The organism is Pseudomonas sp. 2957 (assembly GCF_031456345.1).
GTDB lineage: Bacteria > Pseudomonadota > Gammaproteobacteria > Pseudomonadales > Pseudomonadaceae > Aquipseudomonas > Aquipseudomonas siliginis.
In genome coordinates, this window is sequence record NZ_JAVDUL010000008.1 from 61,156 (window position 1) to 80,989 (window position 19,834).

Genomic DNA, 19,834 nt, shown 5'->3' on the forward strand with positions numbered 1-19,834 from the left:
AGTTTGGCGCTTCGGCGCCCTGTAGTGGATGGCGCAAAGCGCCGGCGAATAAGGTGTTAAGCCCCTGCCATGAAACCATCGCTAGTCTTGAGAATGGGCCAGCAGCTGACGATGACACCGCAGCTGCAACAGGCCATCCGCCTGCTCCAATTGTCGACCCTGGACCTGCAACAGGAGATCCAGGAGGCTCTGGAATCCAATCCGATGCTCGAGCGCCAGGAAGAAGGCGACGACTTCGACAACGCCGATCCGCTGGCCGACAACGCCGAACAGAAGCCCGCCGAAATCCAGGAACCCTCCTACCAGGAAACCGCCCCGACGGTGGATAACCTCGAGGATGGCGATTGGAACGAGCGCATCCCCAACGAACTGCCAGTGGATACCGCCTGGGAAGACGTCTACCAGACCAGCGCCAGCAGCCTGCCCAGCAGCGATGACGATGAGTGGGATTTCACCACCCGCACGTCCGCCGGCGAGAGCCTGCAAAGCCATCTGCTCTGGCAACTGAACCTGGCACCGATGTCCGACACCGATCGCCTGATCGCTGTCACCCTGATCGACTGCATCAACAATCAGGGCTATCTGGACGAAACACTCGAAGAAATTCTTGAAGCGTTCGATCCGGAACTGGACATCGAGCTCGACGAAATCGAAGCCGTCCTGCATCGCATCCAGCAATTCGAGCCCGCCGGTATCGGCGCCCGCAACCTCAGCGAATGCCTGCTGCTGCAATTGCGCCAGCTGCCCGCGAAGACGCCGTGGCTGACCGAGGCCAAGCGGCTTGTCGCCGATTACATCGACCTGCTCGGCAGCCGCGATTACAGCCAGTTGATGCGACGCATGAAGCTCAAGGAAGACGAGCTGCGCCAAGTCATCGAACTGGTGCAGAGCCTCAATCCGCGTCCCGGCTCACAGATCGAGTCGACCGAAGCCGAATACGTGATTCCCGACGTGATCGTGCGCAAGGACAACGAGCGCTGGCTGGTCGAGCTGAACCAGGAATCGGTGCCTCGCCTGCGCGTCAACGCCCAGTACGCCGGTTTTGTGAAGCGTGCCGACACCAGCGCCGACAACACTTTCATGCGCAACCAGTTGCAGGAAGCGCGCTGGTTCATCAAGAGCCTGCAGAGCCGTAACGAAACCCTGATGAAAGTGGCCACGCAGATCGTCGAACATCAGCGCGGCTTCCTCGAATACGGCGACGAAGCAATGAAGCCGTTGGTATTGCATGACATCGCCGAAGCGGTCGGCATGCACGAATCGACGATTTCCCGGGTGACCACACAAAAATTCATGCATACCCCGCGCGGTATTTATGAGCTGAAATACTTTTTCTCCAGCCACGTCAGTACCTCCGAAGGCGGCGAATGCTCGTCCACAGCGATCCGCGCGATCATCAAAAAACTGGTCGCAGCGGAAAATCAGAAAAAGCCGTTGAGTGACAGCAAGATCGCTGGTTTACTGGAGGCACAAGGCATTCAGGTGGCTCGCCGCACCGTCGCCAAGTACCGCGAATCCCTCGGAATCGCGCCTTCGAGCGAACGCAAGCGGTTGATGTAAGCCACGTTACAGCGTTCCAGTGGCAGGCTTTTCGGCCTGCCGCTTTATGCACTGGCAACGAAGGAGAAGCTGTATGCAAGTCAACATCAGTGGACACCAACTGGAAGTGACCCAACCTCTGCGTTCCTACATCGAGGAAAAACTCCAGCGACTGGAGCGACATTTCGACAAGATCACCAACGTGCAGGTCACGATGTGCGTCGAAAAGCTGAAGCAGAAGATCGAAGCCACCTTGCATATCCCCGGCAGCGAAGTGGTCGCCAACGCAGAAGATACCGACATGTACGCTGCGATCGACTCACTTACCGACAAGCTGGATCGCCAACTCAAAAAGCATAAGGAAAAGACCCAGAGCCTCCTCCAGGGCGCGACCGGTCGTTAACACCCCTATCCATGATCCGACTTGAAACCATCCTGACCCCCGGCCGTTCCCAAGTGAACGCGCCGGGCGGCAGCAAGAAAAAAGCCCTCGAACAGATTGCCAACCTGATCCACCGCGAAGTGCCGGATCTGGCGATGCAGGATGTCTTCGAGGCGCTGATCGCCCGTGAAAAACTCGGCTCCACCGGTTTTGGCAACGGCATCGCCATTCCCCACTGCCGCCTCAAGGGCTGCGCGGGGCCAGTGAGCGCCCTGCTGCACCTCGAAGCCCCGATCGATTTCGACGCCATCGACGGCGCTCCGGTGGACCTGTTGTTCGTGCTGCTGGTCCCGGAAGCCGCAACCGACGCGCATCTGGAGTTGTTGCGCCAGATCGCCAGCATGCTCGACCGCAAGGAAGTGCGCGACAAATTGCGCAGCGCTCCGAGCAATGAAGCCTTGTACCAGGTTGTACTGGACGAGCAGAACGGGCACTAATCATGCGCTTGATCATTGTCAGTGGCCGTTCGGGCTCGGGTAAAAGTACCGCCCTGAATGTCCTTGAGGACAACGGCTACTACTGCATCGACAATCTGCCGGCCGGTTTGCTGCCGGAACTGGCCGAGCGAGCGCTGATTCACACAGAACTGGCGCAGCCGCTGGTCGCCGTGTCGATCGATGCGCGCAACCTGCCCAGCCATCTGTCACGTTTCCCTGAATTGCTCGAAGACGTGCGTGCCAAGCATATCAAGTGCGATGTGCTGTACCTGGACGCCGATGAAGAAACCCTGCTCAAGCGTTTTTCCGAGACCCGTCGTCGTCACCCGCTGAGCAACGCCAATCGCTCACTGGCCGAGGCGATTCACGATGAAACCGCCCTGCTCGGTCCGATCGCCGATCTGGCCGACCTGAAGATCAACACCACCAGTCTGAATCTGTATCAACTGCGCGACACCATCAAGTTGCGCCTGTTGAATCAACCGGAGCCCGGTACGGCGTTTCTGGTCGAGTCGTTCGGCTTCAAGCGCGGCATGCCGGTCGACGCCGACCTGGTGTTCGACGTGCGCTGCCTGCCCAATCCGTACTGGAAACCGGAGCTGCGCGCTCAGTCGGGCCTTGATGCACCGGTGGCCGAGTACCTGGCGCAGCAGCCGGATGTCGAAGAAATGTATCAGGACATCTACGCCTACCTGAACAAGTGGCTGCCACGCTTCGCCGCCAGCAACCGCGCCTACGTCACCATTGCCATTGGCTGCACCGGCGGGCATCACCGCTCCGTCTACCTGACCGAACGACTGGGTCAGGCCCTGCAGAAAACCCTGAAGAACGTCCAGGTTCGCCACCGCGACCTCACCTAAAGGATTTACACCGCGATGCCTGCTCGTGAAATCGAAATCATCAATAAGCTGGGCCTGCATGCCCGGGCATCGGCCAAATTTGTCGGCGTGGCGGGTCAGTATCCAGACTGCACGATCCGAGTGGGACGCACACCTGAAACGACTGTCGACGGCAAGAGCATCATGGCAATGATGATGCTCGCGGCGGGTAAAGGCACCAAGATCCATTTGAGCACCGAAGGCGAACAGGCTCAGGAAGCCATGGACGCATTGGTCGATCTGATCGAAAGGTATTTCGACGAAGGTGAATAATCCTCGAGGCGGGGACACTGTTCCTCGCCTCCATTCACCCCAACGCCGTATCCATCACCATCATCAGACAAAACCCGATCAGAAGGCCCAGACTGGCCAGCTTGTCATGCCCATGACGGCGCGATTCCGGGATCACTTCGTGGGTCACCACCAGCAACATCGCCCCCGCCGCCAGTGCCAGCCCCAGCGGCAGCAGCACCTGAGCCAGACTCACGAGCCACGCACACAGCAGCGCAAATACCGGTTCGACCAGCCCCGACGCCGCGCCGATCAGAAACGCTCTGACCCGCGACATTCCCGCCCCGGCCAGCACCAGAGCAATCACCAGTCCTTCCGGCACATCCTGCAACGCAATGCCCATCGCCAGACTGTCGGCGTCCGCCATCCCGCCTCCGGCAGATACGCCAACCGCCATGCCTTCCGGAATGTTGTGCGCGATGATGGCGAACACGAACAGCCAGATTCGCGGTGGAATCACCGGATGCTCCAGCGTGCCGACGAGCATCTCCGGCGAGGCACCGCAAATGCGCCGATCCACCAGATACAGACCGAACGCACCGAGCAGGATGCCAAAGCAGATCAGGCCACTGGCGGCCCACGGCGTCAGGCCAAGGCTCTCAGCTGCAGCTATGCCCGGCACGATCAACGAAAACGCCGTCGCCGCCAGCATCACCCCGGCACCAAATCCCAGCAAGGTGTCGCTTAGTGCCTGCGGCATGCGCCGGATCACCAGCACCGGCACCGCGCCAAGCGCCGTGCCCAAGGCGCAGATGGCACCGCCCTGCAAGGCGCGCAACAGCCTCGGTTCCAGATTCAGCCATTGCAAAGCGTGGGCGACCAGTAAAGTCATACCCGCCAACAGCAACAGCGAACCCACCGCGTAACGAAACATGCGCCCGCTGCCAATCGCCAGTGTTTCCGTGCCCATAGTCAGCCCTGATTGTTTTTATTGAAGGCTTAAACCAGTGCGGCCTGATAGCGCGCAGCAACTTCCGGCCAGTTGATCACGTTGTAGAACGCGTTGATGTATTCCGGGCGACGGTTCTGGTAACGCAGGTAGTAAGCGTGCTCCCAGACATCGAGGCCAAGGATCGGGGTGTTGCCGTTCATCAACGGGCTGTCCTGGTTGCCGCTGCTTTCCACGACCAGTTTTTTATCCGGTGTCACGCTCAGCCACGCCCAGCCGCTGCCAAAACGGGTCAGCGCGGCTTTGGTGAACGCTTCCTTGAAACTGTCGAGTCCGCCCAGTTGCTCGTCGATGGCCTTGGCCAGCGCGCCGCTGGGCTTGCCGCCACCGTTGGGCACCATTACTTCCCAGAACAGCGAATGGTTGGCGTGGCCGCCGCCCTGATTGATCACCGCCGCGCGAAGTTTTTCCGGCAGTTGCTGCACGCTGGCGACGAGTTTTTCTACCGGCCACTCGGCGAACTCGGTGCCTTCCACGGCGGCGTTGAGGTTGTTGATGTAGGTCTGGTGATGCTTGGTGTAATGGATTTCCATGGTCTGCGCATCGATGTGCGGCTCGAGGGCATCGTAGGCGTAAGGCAAGGCAGGCAAGGTAAAAGCCATTTCAATGGACTCCATACTGATGAGAAGTTGAGGCGCGGCGGGCATTGCCGGTGTCCGGATGCAGCAGGCGCTGGGTGCGTGGGTATTCGCCGTGCTCGCTGATGAAATTCAACAGTTCGACATAGGTCTTGCTGCTCTGGCGCAGCGCCGCCTCACGCAGGGCCGGACGCAAGCGCTCGTCCTGCATGGTCTGCAACAAACGTTGATGGATGGCACAGAGATATTCGGCGCTCTCCTCCGGTTGGTTCAGGCGCAGATGCAGGTCAGCCAGGTTGTGATGTGAGACGACGCAGGCCGCCACCGCTTCGTCGGCATCCGCCCAGCGTTCGAACAACACTTGCGCCAGGGCCAGGGCTTGCAGGTAAGCCTCTCGGGCGTCGATCAGTTCGCCCAGCATGAAGCAGCGATTGGCCCGTTCGATCGTGCGTTTCCAGTGCTCCATGATGAGCCTCCAAAGCGGTTGCGGGGTTTACACGCCGCCGGCGGTGAGTTTCTCGGGGTTGAGCAACTCTTCCAGCTGGCTGCGCGACAGGTCGGTGTGTTCCAGGGCGACGTCGATCACCGCGCGGCCTTCCTTGCAGGCTTTAGCGCGCAACGGATCTGGCGACTCATCCAGCGCCGGCTTTCGAGATAGGGCTGCTCGTACAAGGCAGAACTCATGATCCGTGATTCGTTCAGTAATGAGATTTATTATTAGATGATAATGAGAACCAAAACAAGCGTTCGAGTTTGCGCTGTTCATTTGTGGGAGCGAGCCTGCTCGCGAATGCGCCGTGTCAGCCAGCACATTTGCAACTGATCCACCGCTTTCGCGAGCAGGCTCGCTCCCACAGGGGATTTGTGCGAAGCGAATAAAAAAGGCGCGCCATCCACAACGGATGGCGCGCCTTTTTTTGTTGGCGGATTCGCGGCTTAGCTGCCGGCGACAGTCATCCGCTCGATCAACACAGACCCGGTGCGAATGTTGCTGCGCAGTTCCAGATCATTACCCACTGCGACAATCTGCTTGAACATGTCACGCATGTTGCCGGCGATGGTCACTTCCTGCACGGCGAACTGGATCTCGCCGTTTTCCACCCAGAAGCCCGCAGCGCCGCGCGAATAGTCACCGGTGACCATGTTCAGGCCATGGCCCATCAACTCGGTGACCAGCAATCCCCGGCCCATGCGCTTGAGCAGTGCTGCCTGATCCTCGTCGCCATGGGTGACGAACAGGTTGTGCACCCCGCCCGCGTTGGCGGTGCTCGGCATGCCCAGTTTCCGTCCGGAATAGGTGCCGAGGATGTAGGAGACCAACTCGCCCTTTTCGACGAACGGTTTCGCGTAAGTCGCCAGGCCATCACCGTCGTAGGAAGCACTGCCCATGGCACGCATCAGATGCGGACGCTCATCAATGGTCAGCCATTCCGGGAACAGCTTCTGCCCCAGTGTGCCTTCCAGAAACGACGATTTGCGATACAGGCTGCCGCCGGATACTGCCGAGAGGAAGCTGCCGAACAGACCGCCCGCCAGTTCGGCGGAAAACAGCACCGGCACTTCGCAGGTCGGCACCGGCCGCGCGCCCAGACGGCTCGCCGCCCGTTGCGCGGCACGCTGGCCGATGCTCACCGGATCGGCGAGCAGACTGCCCTGGCGATTGACGTCATACCAGTAATCGCGCTGCATCTGCCCGTCAGCTTCGGCGATCATCACGCAACTCAGGCTGTGCCGGGTCGATGCGTAACCGCCGATGAAACCGTGGCTGTTGCCATAAACCCGGCAGCCCTGATGGGTGCTTAGGGTGGTGCCGTCGGCGTTCTTGATCCGCGCATCGGCATCGAACGCCGCTGCCTCGCAGAGCAAAGCCTTCTCAATGGCCTGTTCCGGGGTGATGTCCCATTCGTGGAACAAGTCGAAATCCTGCACATCCCTGGCCATCAGTGCGGCGTCGGCCAGACCCGAGGCTTCGTCCTCGGAGGTGTGTTTGGCGATCGCGAGTGCTGCAGCGACGGTTTCACGAATCGCCTCCGGCCCGGTGGCCGAGGTGCTGGCCGAGCCTTTGCGCTGGCCGACGTACAGGGTGATGCCAAAACCCTGATCACGATTGAATTCAACGGTTTCGACCTCGCGCTGACGCACCGAGGTCGACAGCCCCTGCTCCAGCGACACCGCGACTTCACAGGCGCTGGCGCCCTGGCGCTTGGCTTCGGCGATGATCTGCTCGACCTGTTCTTGCAGTGCCGGCAATGCCTGCGGGCCGACGCTTTGAACTGCACTCATGCTCATCTCCACTCAAATTCTGCTTTCGGCTGGGGTCATCGAGCGACCGGGCCGGACAAGCGGCCCCCGACTGGTTATCATGGCGGCGTTTCTTTGCGGACTGCCACCATGGTTGATTCTTACGACGACTCCCTCGATACGGGAGAAAAAAGCAAATCTCAGGTCAAACGCGAGTTGCATGCGCTGGTTGACCTCGGCGAGCGCCTGACCACACTCAAGCCTGATCTGGTCGCCAAACTGCCGTTGACCGACGCTTTGCGCCGGGCATTGGCCGATGCGCCCAAGCACACCGCGAACATCGCGCGTAAACGGCATTTGCAGTTCATCGGCAAACTGATGCGCGACCAGGACACTGACGCGATTCTGACTCTGCTCGATCAACTCGATGCCTCCACTCGCCAGTACAACGAGCGTTTCCATAATCTGGAACGCTGGCGTGACCGCCTGATCGCGGGCGATGACGCCGTGCTGGAAAAATTCGTCATCGAGTACCCGGACGCCGATCGCCAGCAATTGCGTTCCCTGATCCGTCAGGCCCAGCATGAGGTTGCGCAAAACAAACCACCTGCTTCGAGCCGCAAGATCTTCAAATACATTCGGGAGCTGGACGAGACTCAACGCGGTCTGCGTTGATAATCGCCACCGGGTGGCCGTCCTGCGCGCCACCCGAAAGCCCCACCGTTCTTATGCGCCCGTGCCACCCACGGTGATCGCATCGATTTTCAGCGTTGGCTGGCCGACACCCACCGGCACCGACTGCCCATCCTTGCCGCACGTACCCACACCGCTGTCCAGCGCCAGATCGTTACCGACCATCGACACCCGGCTCATCGCCTCGGGGCCGTTGCCGATCAATGTCGCGCCTTTGACCGGTGCGGTGATTTTGCCGTCCTCGATCAGATAAGCCTCGCTGGTCGAGAACACGAACTTGCCGCTGGTGATATCGACCTGACCGCCGCCGAGGTTGGCGCAGTAGATGCCCTTCTTCACCGAGGCGATGATTTCCGCCGGATCACTTTCGCCACCGAGCATGTAGGTGTTGGTCATCCGGGGCATCGGCAGATGCGCATAGGATTCGCGACGACCGTTACCGGTGCGCGCCACGCCCATCAGCCGCGCATTGAGCTTGTCTTGCATGTAGCCCTTGAGTACGCCGTTTTCGATCAGCGTGGTGCATTCGGTCGGCGTGCCTTCGTCATCGACGCTCAGCGAACCGCGACGGCCGCTCAAGGTGCCGTCATCGACGATGGTGCATAGCTTGGAGGCAACCATTTCACCCATGCGCCCGCTATAGGCCGAGCTGCCCTTGCGGTTGAAATCGCCTTCCAGACCGTGACCGACCGCTTCGTGCAGCAGCACCCCGGACCAGCCGGAACCCAGCACCACCGGCAAGGTACCGGCCGGCGCTGGAATTGCTTCAAGGTTGACCAGTGCCTGGCGCAGCGCCTCGCGGGCATAACCCATGGCGCGGTCTTCGGCGAGGAAGTAGCGGTAATCGGTACGCCCACCGCCGCCGTGCCCGCCGCGTTCGCGACGGCCATTCTGTTCAACGATGACGCTGACATTGAAGCGCACCAGCGGGCGCACATCAGCGGCCAGACCGCCGTCGGTGGAGGCCACCAGAATCCGCTCCCAGACCCCGGCCATGCTCACGCTGACCTGCTGAATCCGTGGGTCGAGTGCGCGGGTGGCGACGTCGATGCGTTTGAGCAACTCGACTTTTTCCGCGCGGCTGAGCACTTCCAGCGGGTTATCCGGCGCGTACAGCTGCGCGACGTCCTGGCTGGTGAATGCCTGCACGGTGCCGTTCTGTCCGGCGCGGGAGATCGAACGCGCGGCGCGGGCCGCTGCGCCGAGGGCCTCGAGGGTGATCGCGTTGCTGTAGGCAAAACCGGTTTTCTCACCGGACTGTGCACGCACGCCGACACCCTGATCGAGGTTGAAGCTGCCTTCCTTGACGATGCCGTCTTCCAGCGCCCATGACTCGGAAATCTGGCCCTGGAAATACAGGTCGGCGGCATCGATGCCCGGTCCGGCCAGATCGCCGAGCACGCCTTGCAGGCTCTCGATCGTGACACCGCCGGGTGCCAACAGGTGATCACTGACTGAGGACAACAACTCGCTCATAGGTTTACGCCTTAAATTCGTGTTCTGAAGCAGGCCGCTGGGCGCCCTGCGAGAAAAACCGCCGATGACGCGTCACCGGCATGCGCGCCCGGATGGACGCTTGTTCATCGCTGTCGCGGGCGGCCAGCAACACCGCCTCGCCTTGATCCTGTTGGGCCAGTACGCGCCCCCACGGGTCGACAATCGCCGCATGCCCGAAGGTCTCGCGTGGCCCCGGATGACTGCCGCCCTGTGCGGCCGCGAGGATATAACACTGTGTTTCGATGGCCCGCGCGCGGATCAGTACATCCCAGTGCGCGGCGCCGGTTACGGCCGTAAAGGCCGACGGTGCAGTAATCAATTCGGCACCGGCGGCACGCAATTCACTGTACAGCTCCGGGAAACGCAAGTCGTAACACACGCTCAGACCAACGCGCCCCATCGGCGTATCCGCCACCACTACATTACCGCCATAAGCATAGTCATCGGATTCACGGTACCGGCCGCGATTGTCGGCGACATCGACATCGAACAGATGCAGCTTGTCATAGCGCGCGACGATCTCACCGTTATCGTTGATCAGCAACGAGCAGGCATTGGCTTTGGCCGTGGGTTGACCCAACGGTGGCAACGGCAATGTACCGGCGACTATCCATAAGGTGAGGTCGCGGGCGGTCTGTTTCAACCATGGCAGGATCGGCCCTTCGCCCAAGGCCTCGGCGCGGCCGATATCGGCGACGTCGCGACGGCCCATGGCGGCGAAGTTTTCCGGCAGCACCGCGAGTTCCGCCCCGCCGGCGGCGGCCTGTTCAAGCAGGCGTCGGGCCTGGGCCAGATTGGCCAGCACGTCGCTCTGGCTGACCATTTGAATCACCGCTAAAGACATGGCCGCTCCTCGGGATTTGCATATGACTGTGTAGGAGCTGCCGAAGGCTGCGATCTGTTGATTTTTTTTAAGAGCCAGATCAAAAGATCGCAGCCTTCGGCAGCTCCTACAGGGGTAGTGTCTGCTAGTTAAAAAGGCTTGTCGAAGGTGATTTTCGGCTCTTTCCATGGGCCTTTGACGGTGTACTTGACGCTGGCGAAGCGCGCGACGCGGTCGCCGATCAGCTTGTCGATGAGGAACAGCGCGCCGCCGACCGCCGGTGCGCCGACGAGCAGCGCGGCGATCGGCAGGTTGTTGGTCACCGGCAGTGTCACCAGCAATTTCGCATCGACCTTGTCACCGACCAGATCCAGCGTGCCGTCCAATTCCAGGTTGCTCGAAGGCCCGGTCAGGCGAATCGGCTCACGTGTCACGTAGACACCATTGTTCGCCACCAGCAGACCTTTGACCCGGTCGTAGCTCAGGCCTTTGCCGAACAGGTCGGAGAAGTCCAGACGCAGGCGCCGGCCGATCGAGTTGAAGTTGAGCAGGCCGAACACCCGCAGCGCCTGAGCACCGCCTTCCACTTCAACGAACTGGCCTTTGTTCAGCGAGGCATCGAGGGTGCCGGAGAAGCGCTTGGTCGCCAGCCACGCCGGCGAGCCCGGCCAACGGCCGTCGACATCCATATGGAATTCTTCGCTGGTCACGCTCGGCGCGAAGCCCCAGCCTTTGAGCACGTCGGCCAAATTCTTGCCGCCAATGCGGCCCTTGTACCAACTGCTGGTCGCCCCCGGCGCGCCTTCCCAGCCGCCGTTGCCTTGCAGGAGGATGCCCTTGAGGCCCATGTCGAGGTTGTTCAGCGCGATGCCCTTGGCGGTCGGCCGCACTTTCAGCGACCAGCCACCCACCAGGTCGGGGCCGAGGAACAACTGATTGAGGGTGATATCCAGCGCCGGGATTTTCGTCGGGTCGACCGACGCCAATGGATCCGGTGCATTCTCGTCAGCCTGCACCGCCGGGTCCGGCGCCGGCAGTTTCACGTATTGCAGATTCACCGCAATCGGCACGCCGTTGGCGTCCGGCAGGCTGGCGCTGCCCTTGGCCTGTTGGCTATCCAGCGCCAGGTTCCACGCGCCTGGCTTGCGATTGATCTGCACCGAAGCCTGATCCAGCGTGGTGCCGAACGCGGTCAATTTGCCGACCTTGATGTCAGCACTGCTCAGCAGTTGTTTGGCGCTGCCGCCCGGATCCCCGCCAGCGTACTTGCTGGCCAGATCCTGCCACGGCGCGACGTCCAGTTCCGACAGCACCCCGCGAATGCGCAGGCCCTTGGCGCCCGGCAACACCGCTTCGCCAGCGCCGAGAAACAGTTCGCCACGGCCGTCGGCGAAATTGCTCGGCGGCGCAGCAAAAGTGAAATTGGCCAGTTGATCGTAATTGAACCAGTAACGCCGCTCCTGCCCTTGCAGGGTCATGCGAAACACTGTGTCGCGCCCGACATCGGCGGTCATGCCGAACGGCGCCGGCAGATCCACCGCCACGCCTTTGAGGCTGGAGCTGACCAGCAACTGACTGTCGGCCCCGGAAAGATTCAGCTGCAACTGATACGGAATCGTCCCGGACACCGGCAACGGCTGGGTCACACCCAGCCAGTCAGTGAGCTTCTTCACTTCGACCTGCCCCGACGCCGCAACTCGGGTCTTGATCTGGTTGGGGCTGCCATCAGCGAAGATCTGCGCAGTGACCGCTTTGTCGAAGGCCCGTGCAGAGATGTTCTGGCCGCTGAGGCCTTTATTGCTGTCGAAGCGGAAATCGCCCTTGAGCTGGCTCAGTTCCAGTTTCGGTTCGGCCAGTTTCAGCCGCGCGTTGGCGGTTTTGAAATCGACGAGGATTTTCGGCTGTTCGCCCTTGGCCAGCGGAATATCCAGCTTGAGCTTGCCATTCAGATCACCCGCACCCTCCCAACCAGCAAAGGTCTCACCAGTGCCGATCGGCGCATCCTGAAGAATCTTCAAGCCGTCGCCGAGGCCACCGGCAAATGCGCCATCAAGGAACAAATGCGAGTTCTGCCCGGCCGGTACATGAGGAATATTGACGAAGACATCGCTGACTTGGGTGTCGAGCAACTGGCCTTTGCTGGCCCAGATGCGCACGCCGCTGTCTTCGATGAACACATCGCCGCTGACTTTGCTCACATGCGGCCAGCCCGGCTGAAACGCCAGCTCGGCGTCGTGCACTTTGAAAAACAGGCTGATGCTGCGATCAGCCTCGCCGGCGTTCTTGCTCAGCGAGCCCTGATACTGGAAGAAGCCCTGGTCCACTGCGCCTTTGAGGATCGCTGTGCGCAGCCACTCATCAAGCGCCGGGCTCAACACCGCCGGCAGGTATTTCGCGGTGTAGCGACCGTCGCCATCAACCAGGCCGACGCGCAGGTCCATGTAGTCTTCCTGGCTATGGTCAAAGTGCAGGCGAATGAGGAAATCGCCGGCAATCTTGCCCTCCTCGCCCAATACCTTGAGGTATGGCGCAATCAGGGTGAAGCCATCCTTGTCGAGCTTCCAGGTCAGCCGCGCATTGGCCTGCAGGTATTGCCATGGCTTGGCGAAAATCGGATCGAGGTGCAGGACGAAATCCTTGCTGTCGAGGCGCAACTCGCCGCCGTCGAGGTTGCCGCTCAGGCTGCCACTGACATTGCGCGCCGCCGGAGCGCCGTGGTAGGCATCGAAACCGACATTGTCGAGGTTGGCGGCAAAGCCGAATTTGCTGCCATCGGTGGCGGTCGGGCGGAAGTCCAGCAGCACATTACGCAGGCCGCCGGTTACCTTCAAACGCTCGACCACTGTGGCGAAGCTTTGTGGCAACGGCCCCAGCGCATTGAGCAGCGGCGTGATCGGGGTCAGATCGAGGCGATCGGCCTGCAGATGCCAGAGCTCTTCAGCCTTGGCGCTGGCGCGAGTCTGCTGCACCTGCACATGGGATTCCCAGCGGGTTTCGCCGAAGCTCATCGCCAGTGAATCGAGGGTGACTTTCACCCCTTCGGCTGTGTTGCGGTAATAGGCGTTGAGCGCCAGATTGTTGATCTGGATCGGCTTGCGCTCGGCGTAGGCACCGGTCACTTGCGGCGCATTCAGGCGCAACGCGGCGCTTTGCAAAGCGCCTTCGGACCAATCGACCCAGAGTTCGCCGCCGGCCTTGATCTCGGAAAAATTCCATTGCTGGGTCAGGCGCTCGGGAAGCCATTTCGACCAGTCGCTCTGCGGCAGGCTGGCATAACCCTCGATGGCGCTGTTCTGCCATTGATCGGGACGCAGCTGGCTGCGCAGGCTCAGCGCGACAGGCTGGCCATCGGGCAAGGTCAGACGCGCGTCGAGACGCTGGCGGCTGGCGCCGGTACGCAGATTGAGGCCGACATAGGTGAGCGTCATGGGCGGGTGATCGAGCGGTTGCAGGGTCACCTGGCTGTCGAGCACCGACAATTGCCTGATCATCTGCGAGCGCTGGAACAGTTGCGCCGCATCGAACGGCTGATCCTTCTGCACCGGCAGCCCTTCCAGCGCCCAGGTACCGTCTTCGGCTTCCTTGAGGCTGATCTTCAAACCGTTGAGTTCGATATGCGCGAGACGGACTTCGCGGGCGAGCAAGCTGCCCCACATATCCGGCACTACCCGTACGCGGTCGAGGCGCAGCGCGTTGGCGCCGTCGCCGACCATCACGTCATGGGCCAGCAGGATCGGCGCGAAACCGCTCCAGTTGCCTTCCAGCTCACCGATCTGCAAGGGCATGCCGAGGGCGGCGCTGGCCTTGTCTTCGATGTCGGCGCGGTATTCGGCCACCAGTGGCGTCAGCTCGCGGCCGAGGCTGACGTACAACGCCATCAACACCAGAACCAACGCGCACAGGCCCAGCCCCCAGCGGGTGAGTGCGGCCAGAATGCGTGTCAGACGCTCCATGTCAGTTGGCTCCCATGGCAAAAAAACTGCGAAAAGCTGAGGCCAGCCGCGTTGAATGAAGGGTGATGCAGGGTTTCAGAGCAGCACCACGTCATATTGTTCCTGGGAATACATGGTTTCCACCTGGAAGCGTATGGTGCGACCGATGAAGCCTTCAAGCTCGGCGACGTTACCGGACTCTTCATCGAGCAGACGATCGACCACCTTCTGGTTGGCCAGCACCCGGTAACCCTCGGCCTGATAAGCGCGGGCCTCGCGCAGAATCTCGCGGAAGATCTCGTAACAGATGGTTTCGGCGGTCTTCAGTTTGCCGCGTCCCTGACAACTGCTGCACGGTTCGCACAGCACCTGCTCAAGGCTTTCGCGGGTGCGCTTGCGGGTCATCTGCACCAGGCCCAACTCGGTGATGCCGATGATGTTGGTCTTGGCGTGGTCGCGCTCCAGCTGTTTCTCCAGAGTGCGCAGGACCTGACGCTGGTGCTCTTCATCTTCCATGTCGATGAAGTCGATGATGATGATCCCGCCGAGATTGCGCAGGCGCATCTGCCGGGCGATCGCCGTGGCCGCTTCGAGATTGGTCTTGAAAATGGTTTCTTCGAGGTTGCGATGACCGACGAACGCCCCGGTGTTGACGTCGATGGTGGTCATGGCTTCCGCCGGATCGATCACCAGATAGCCGCCAGACTTCAACGGCACCTTGCGCTCCAGCGCGCGCTGGATTTCGTCTTCGACACCGTACAGATCGAAGATCGGTCGTTCACCCGGGTAGTGTTCCAGACGATCAGCGATTTCCGGCATCAGTTCGGCGACGAATTGCGTGGTTTTCTGGAAGGTTTCCCGGGAATCGATGCGGATCTTCTCGATTTTCGGATTGACCAGGTCACGCAGGGTGCGCAGGGCCAGGCCGAGGTCTTCGTAAATCACGCTCGGCGCGGCGATGGTCTTGATCTGCTCGTTGATCTGGTCCCAGAGACGCCGCAGGTAGCGGATGTCCATGAGGATTTCATCAGCGCCTGCACCTTCAGCAGCAGTGCGCAGAATGAAACCGCCGGCCTCCTTGATGCCTTCTTTGGCCACGCAATCGCTGACCACCTGCTTGAGACGCTCGCGCTCGGCTTCGTCTTCGATCTTCAGGGAAATGCCAACGTGGGCAGTGCGCGGCATGTACACCAGATAACGCGAAGGAATCGACAGTTGCGTGGTCAGGCGTGCGCCTTTAGAGCCGATCGGATCCTTGGTGACTTGCACCACCAGGCTCTGGCCTTCGTGCACCAGCGAACTGATGCTTTCCACCGCCGGGCCTTCGCGCAGGGAGATTTCGGCGGCGTGAATGAAAGCCGCACGATCGAGGCCGATGTCAACAAATGCCGCCTGCATGCCCGGCAGGACGCGAACGATCTTGCCTTTATAGATGTTGCCGACGATCCCGCGTTTCTGCGTGCGCTCGACGTGGACTTCTTGCAGCACACCGTTTTCGACCACCGCCACGCGCGATTCCATCGGCGTGATGTTGATCAGAATCTCTTCACTCATGGCAGGATCTCGTTCAGGCATGTTCACGATAGTGGCCGCATCTGGATTCGTACGACGCTCAGGGCGTGTTCAGGTTTTGCCAACAGGGTATGCCGAAATGGCCCAACACCTCGCAGGTTTCGCACAACGGCAAGCCGACCACCGCCGAATAGCTGCCTTCGAGCCCGGCGACAAACACCGCACCCAGGCCCTGAATGCCATAGCCGCCGGCCTTGTCGCGCGGTTCGCCACTGGCCCAGTAGGCAGCGGCCTCATCGCGGCTGATGGTGCGGAAACGCACGCGACTGCGCACCACCCGCGACTCGCAGCGCTCACCTTCAAGCACGGCGATGGCGGTCAGCACTTCGTGTTCGTTGCCGGACAACATCATCAGCATGGCGCATGCATCGGCTTCGTCCACCGGTTTGCCAAGTATTTTGCCGTCGAGCACCACTGCGGTGTCGGCGCCAAGCACGCAGAACGGCTGATCAGAGACGACCGAACAGCGACCGGCCTCAGCCTTGCCACGCGCAAGGCGTTCGACATAGGCCGAAGGGGACTCTTCAGGAAGCGGGGTTTCGTCGATGTCCGCGCTGATGGCGGAGAACTGCACGCCGATCTGCGTGAGCAATTCACGGCGACGCGGTGAGCCGGAGGCGAGGTAAAGCAGTTTCATCAAAACATCTCCCTGTTCAGTGCCCTGCTTCACCGGCTCAATAGATTCTGTAGCGTCGGCACATCCCGCGAAGGGCGAAGCTGACCCACGGCCAGAGCAAGGCACTGACCAGCGCCGGCAAGACCAGCGCCAGGGTTGGCTGACGGTTGCCGGTCAGAGCGCTCAGCCACAGTTGCGCCAACTGTGCGAGGCCGAAGATCACCAGGATCACCAGGCACTGCTGCCACATCGGGAACATGCGCAGACGCTGCTGCAACGACAACACGAGGAAAGTAATCAGGGTCAGGATCAGCGCGTTCTGCCCGAGCAGGTCGCCCTGCAGGACATCTTCGGCCAGTCCCAGACAGAAGGCGGTGACCATGCCGACGGTGTGCGGCATGTACAGCGCCCAAAAAGTCACGAGCAAGGCCAGCCACAGCGGGCGAAGGATTTCCATGAAGATCGGCAACGGTGAAACGCTGAGCAGGATGCCGACGAAGAACGTCAGCCAGATCATCCAGCCGTTTCCGGATTTTTTCGCGCCGACCATTATTCTCGTCCCCCGGTAGTCGCTGGCGGTTTCGCCGGTGGTTTGCTCGCGGCGGGCGGTTTGGCAGTGGCCGGAGCGGCAGCGGGCGGTTTGCTCGCGGCAGGCTTGGCAGGCGTGGTGGCAGGCGCCGCTGCTTCAGCGGCCGGCGCTGCGGTAGCGGTCGACGGCGTGGCAGGCATGATCAACGGTTTCGGCACGCTGGCCGGCAACATCGGACCGCCGCCGTGGGCATCGAGCTGTTCCTGCGCCTGGGCCGCGTCATTGGCGCGTTCCTCGGCAGTGCGGCTGTCGCTGAACACCAGCAGCAGGTAGCGGCTGCGGTTCAGGGCGGCAGTCGGCACGGCGCGGACAATGGCAAACGGTTGGCCGGAATCGTGGATGACTTCCTTGACCGTGGCCACCGGATAACCGGCCGGAAAACGCTGGCCAAGGCCGGAGCTGACCAGCAGATCGCCTTCCTTGATGTCCGCCGTGTCGGCGACATGACGCAATTCCAGGCGCTCAGGGTTGCCGGTGCCACTGGCAATCGCGCGCAGACCGTTACGATTCACCTGCACCGGAATGCTATGAGTGGTGTCGGTCAGCAGCAGGACCCGCGAGGTGTACGGCATCAATTCAACCACCTGGCCCATCAGCCCGCGTGCATCGAGCACCGGTTGGCCGAGCACCACGCCGTCGCGCTCACCTTTGTTGATGATGATGCGATGGGTGAAGGGGTTGGGGTCCATGCCGATCAGCTCGGCCACTTCGACCTTTTCATTGACCAGTGCGGAGGAGTTGAGCAACTCGCGCAGCCGAACGTTCTGCTCGGTCAGGGCCGCGAGCTTTTGCATGCGCCCCTGCAACAGCAGGTTTTCGGTCTTGAGTTTTTCGTTTTCGGCGACGAGCTCGGTGCGGCTGCCGAACTGACTGGCGACCCCTTCCCACAAGCGGCCGGGCAGATCAGTGATCCAGTAGGCATCCATGAGCACCAGCGACGCTTGCTTGCGCGCGGGCTTGAGCAGGTCGAAACGTGCATCGACCACCATCAGCGCGACCGCGAGCACGGCCAGCACCAACAGGCGCACGCCCAACGAAGGGCCTTTGGTGAAAAGCGGTTTAATAAGCCGCTCCTCCCAGGCAAATGTTCTGTTTATTCATACGGCATCAAACCGGCCTGGATGAAGACTGACAGAAGATAAACGCCAACAGGCAGCACTGCAAAGTGCTGCCTGTGCGCTCACCCACGTATTGCATTCGAAGCTTATTCGCTCGAAAGCAGATCCATGGTGTGCTTATCCATCATTTCCAGCGCACGGCCACCGCCGCGAGCAACGCAAGTCAGCGGATCTTCGGCAACGATCACCGGCAGACCGGTTTCCTGGGCCAGCAACTTGTCGAGGTCACGCAGCAGCGCGCCACCACCGGTCAGCACCAGGCCACGCTCGGCGATGTCGGAAGCCAGTTCCGGCGGCGATTGCTCCAGCGCGCTTTTCACCGCCTGAACGATGGTGGCCAGCGACTCTTGCAGAGCCTCGAGCACTTCGTTGGAGTTCAGGGTGAATGCGCGTGGAACGCCTTCGGCCAGGTTGCGACCGCGAACATCGACTTCGCGTACTTCGCCGCCCGGGTAGGCCGTACCGATTTCCTGCTTGATGCGCTCGGCGGTGGATTCACCGATCAGGCTGCCGTAGTTGCGGCGCACGTAGGTGATGATCGCTTCGTCGAAACGGTCGCCGCCGACACGTACGGATTCGGCGTAAACCACACCGTTAAGGGAGATCAGGGCGATTTCAGTGGTACCACCACCGATGTCCACGACCATCGAACCGCGTGCTTCTTCAACCGGCAGACCGGCACCGATCGCAGCAGCCATCGGCTCTTCGATCAGGAACACTTCACGGGCACCGGCGCCAAGGGCCGATTCACGGATGGCGCGACGCTCAACCTGGGTGGACTTGCATGGAACGCAGATCAGCACACGAGGGCTGGGCTGCAGGAAACTGTTTTCGTGAACCTTGTTGATAAAGTACTGCAGCATCTTTTCGCAGACGCTGAAGTCGGCGATCACGCCATCCTTCATCGGACGAATGGCAGCAATGTTGCCCGGCGTACGGCCGAGCATGCGCTTGGCCTCGGTGCCGACAGCAACGACACTTTTCTGGTTACCGTGTGTCCGAATGGCCACAACCGATGGCTCATTCAGGACGATACCGCGCTCGCGCACGTAAATAAGGGTGTTGGCAGTGCCCAGGTCAATGGAAAGATCGCTGGAAAACATGCCACGCAGTTTCTTGAACATGGGAAAGGGACCCTAGGCAACGCGTGGGTAAAAAAGTGCGGCAAACTCTAACAACGACAGGGATTTTGGGCAAGGCGCCAATATGTTAAATTGGCCGCTTTTCTGTGCACCAAGCCCCACAATCGCGGCCTTATGACCGTAGAAGTGCGGTAGTGTTCCGACAATCTAACACACGGACGCCGTCCGTTCTGTTTTCCACTGGAGAATCCCGATGGCGCTAGAACGCTCCGACGTGGAAAAAATCGCGCATCTGGCCTGCCTTGGCCTCAACGATGCCGATCTTCCGCACATTACTTCCGCCCTCAACAGCATTCTCGGGCTGGTCGACGAAATGCAGGCCGTTGATACCGACGGTATCGAGCCGCTGGCCCACCCCCTGGAAGCCAGTCAGCGCCTGCGCGCCGACGTGGTGACCGAGACGAATAATCGCGAGGCCTACCAGTCCATCGCACCAGCGGTCGAAAACGGCCTGTATCTGGTTCCGAAAGTCATCGACTAAAGGGAAAGAGCCTGCA

General features: G+C 61.0%; 20 protein-coding genes and 1 pseudogene. 7 read left to right on the forward strand and 14 right to left on the reverse strand.

Annotated elements, in window-relative coordinates; translation table 11 throughout:
* The first annotated feature begins 69 nt into the window (after positions 1-69).
* From J2Y39_RS25085 to J2Y39_RS25105, 5 genes are all read left to right on the forward strand, one after another.
* Complete coding sequence (locus tag J2Y39_RS25085) at positions 70-1,560, forward strand: RNA polymerase factor sigma-54 (RefSeq protein WP_041477979.1); 1,491 nt, start codon at positions 70-72, stop codon at positions 1,558-1,560.
* A gap of 73 nt (positions 1,561-1,633) precedes the next feature.
* Entirely contained in the window at positions 1,634-1,942 is a 309-nt protein-coding gene (gene hpf, locus J2Y39_RS25090) for a ribosome hibernation-promoting factor, HPF/YfiA family (protein ID WP_007912419.1), read from the forward strand.
* Between the two features lie 11 nt (positions 1,943-1,953).
* Positions 1,954-2,418 carry a PTS IIA-like nitrogen regulatory protein PtsN gene (gene ptsN / locus J2Y39_RS25095; protein ID WP_041477978.1) on the forward strand — a complete coding sequence of 155 codons (465 nt, stop codon included), beginning with the start codon at positions 1,954-1,956 and terminating at the stop codon, positions 2,416-2,418.
* Between the two features lie 2 nt (positions 2,419-2,420).
* Positions 2,421-3,278 carry an RNase adapter RapZ gene (gene rapZ / locus J2Y39_RS25100; RefSeq protein ID WP_041477977.1) on the forward strand — a complete coding sequence of 286 codons (858 nt, stop codon included), beginning with the start codon at positions 2,421-2,423 and terminating at the stop codon, positions 3,276-3,278.
* A 15-nt stretch (positions 3,279-3,293) separates the two neighbouring features.
* Positions 3,294-3,569, forward strand: coding sequence for an HPr family phosphocarrier protein (locus J2Y39_RS25105; RefSeq protein ID WP_016771685.1), 276 nt, complete (start codon positions 3,294-3,296; stop codon positions 3,567-3,569).
* A 34-nt stretch (positions 3,570-3,603) separates the two neighbouring features.
* Here J2Y39_RS25105 and J2Y39_RS25110 read toward each other — a convergent pair whose 3' ends face one another.
* From J2Y39_RS25110 to pmbA, 6 genes and pseudogenes are all read right to left on the reverse strand, one after another.
* The gene (locus J2Y39_RS25110; RefSeq protein ID WP_305382220.1) at positions 3,604-4,497 is read right to left on the reverse strand and encodes a ZIP family metal transporter; all 894 of its coding nucleotides are present in this window, start codon (positions 4,495-4,497) and stop codon (positions 3,604-3,606) included.
* Positions 4,498-4,526: 29 nt separating this feature from the next.
* Positions 4,527-5,138, reverse strand: a complete 612-nt coding sequence (locus J2Y39_RS25115; protein WP_095180375.1) for a superoxide dismutase — start codon at positions 5,136-5,138, stop codon at positions 4,527-4,529.
* 1 nt (position 5,139) lies between these two features.
* Positions 5,140-5,580 carry a hypothetical protein gene (locus tag J2Y39_RS25120; RefSeq protein ID WP_042608764.1) on the reverse strand — a complete coding sequence of 147 codons (441 nt, stop codon included), beginning with the start codon at positions 5,578-5,580 and terminating at the stop codon, positions 5,140-5,142.
* Positions 5,581-5,607: 27 nt separating this feature from the next.
* The gene (locus tag J2Y39_RS25125; protein ID WP_269085003.1) at positions 5,608-5,733 is read right to left on the reverse strand and encodes a hypothetical protein; all 126 of its coding nucleotides are present in this window, start codon (positions 5,731-5,733) and stop codon (positions 5,608-5,610) included.
* Positions 5,718-5,798, reverse strand: a pseudogene (locus J2Y39_RS25130) (FagA protein); the annotation flags it as partial. The pseudogene J2Y39_RS25130 and the gene J2Y39_RS25125, both read right to left, overlap by 16 nt.
* 252 nt (positions 5,799-6,050) lie before the next feature.
* Positions 6,051-7,397: a metalloprotease PmbA gene (gene pmbA / locus J2Y39_RS25135; protein WP_024011613.1), complete on the reverse strand. Its 1,347-nt coding sequence runs from the start codon at positions 7,395-7,397 to the stop codon at positions 6,051-6,053.
* 108 nt (positions 7,398-7,505) lie between these two features.
* Between pmbA and yjgA the strand changes: the two genes are divergently transcribed.
* Complete coding sequence (gene yjgA, locus J2Y39_RS25140) at positions 7,506-8,030, forward strand: ribosome biogenesis factor YjgA (RefSeq protein WP_016771692.1); 525 nt, start codon at positions 7,506-7,508, stop codon at positions 8,028-8,030.
* A 51-nt stretch (positions 8,031-8,081) separates the two neighbouring features.
* Here yjgA and tldD read toward each other — a convergent pair whose 3' ends face one another.
* The 8 genes from tldD to mreB all read right to left on the reverse strand — a co-directional run bounded on the left by tldD (position 8,082) and on the right by mreB (position 19,319).
* Positions 8,082-9,524, reverse strand: coding sequence for a metalloprotease TldD (tldD, locus tag J2Y39_RS25145; RefSeq protein ID WP_016771693.1), 1,443 nt, complete (start codon positions 9,522-9,524; stop codon positions 8,082-8,084).
* 4 nt (positions 9,525-9,528) lie between these two features.
* Positions 9,529-10,389, reverse strand: a complete 861-nt coding sequence (locus J2Y39_RS25150; protein WP_310220291.1) for a carbon-nitrogen hydrolase family protein — start codon at positions 10,387-10,389, stop codon at positions 9,529-9,531.
* Between the two features lie 128 nt (positions 10,390-10,517).
* Positions 10,518-14,321 (reverse strand): YhdP family protein, encoded by a 3,804-nt coding sequence (locus J2Y39_RS25155; protein WP_310220293.1) that lies wholly within the window; start codon positions 14,319-14,321, stop codon positions 10,518-10,520.
* Between the two features lie 75 nt (positions 14,322-14,396).
* Positions 14,397-15,854 (reverse strand): ribonuclease G, encoded by a 1,458-nt coding sequence (gene rng / locus J2Y39_RS25160; RefSeq protein WP_016771696.1) that lies wholly within the window; start codon positions 15,852-15,854, stop codon positions 14,397-14,399.
* Between the two features lie 58 nt (positions 15,855-15,912).
* Positions 15,913-16,509 carry a nucleoside triphosphate pyrophosphatase gene (locus J2Y39_RS25165; protein ID WP_150636098.1) on the reverse strand — a complete coding sequence of 199 codons (597 nt, stop codon included), beginning with the start codon at positions 16,507-16,509 and terminating at the stop codon, positions 15,913-15,915.
* A gap of 37 nt (positions 16,510-16,546) precedes the next feature.
* On the reverse strand, positions 16,547-17,038 hold the full coding sequence (gene mreD, locus J2Y39_RS25170) for a rod shape-determining protein MreD (protein ID WP_024011608.1): 492 nt from the start codon (positions 17,036-17,038) through the stop codon (positions 16,547-16,549).
* The gene (mreC, locus tag J2Y39_RS25175) at positions 17,038-18,141 is read right to left on the reverse strand and encodes a rod shape-determining protein MreC (RefSeq protein WP_150742787.1); all 1,104 of its coding nucleotides are present in this window, start codon (positions 18,139-18,141) and stop codon (positions 17,038-17,040) included. Before mreC ends, mreD begins: the two co-directional genes overlap by 1 nt.
* A 140-nt stretch (positions 18,142-18,281) precedes the next feature.
* Positions 18,282-19,319: a rod shape-determining protein MreB gene (gene mreB, locus J2Y39_RS25180; protein ID WP_002555108.1), complete on the reverse strand. Its 1,038-nt coding sequence runs from the start codon at positions 19,317-19,319 to the stop codon at positions 18,282-18,284.
* 211 nt (positions 19,320-19,530) lie between these two features.
* On the opposite strand from mreB, the gene gatC reads away from it, so the two are divergent.
* On the forward strand, positions 19,531-19,818 hold the full coding sequence (gene gatC, locus J2Y39_RS25185; RefSeq protein WP_024011606.1) for an Asp-tRNA(Asn)/Glu-tRNA(Gln) amidotransferase subunit GatC: 288 nt from the start codon (positions 19,531-19,533) through the stop codon (positions 19,816-19,818).
* Positions 19,819-19,834 lie beyond the last annotated feature (16 nt).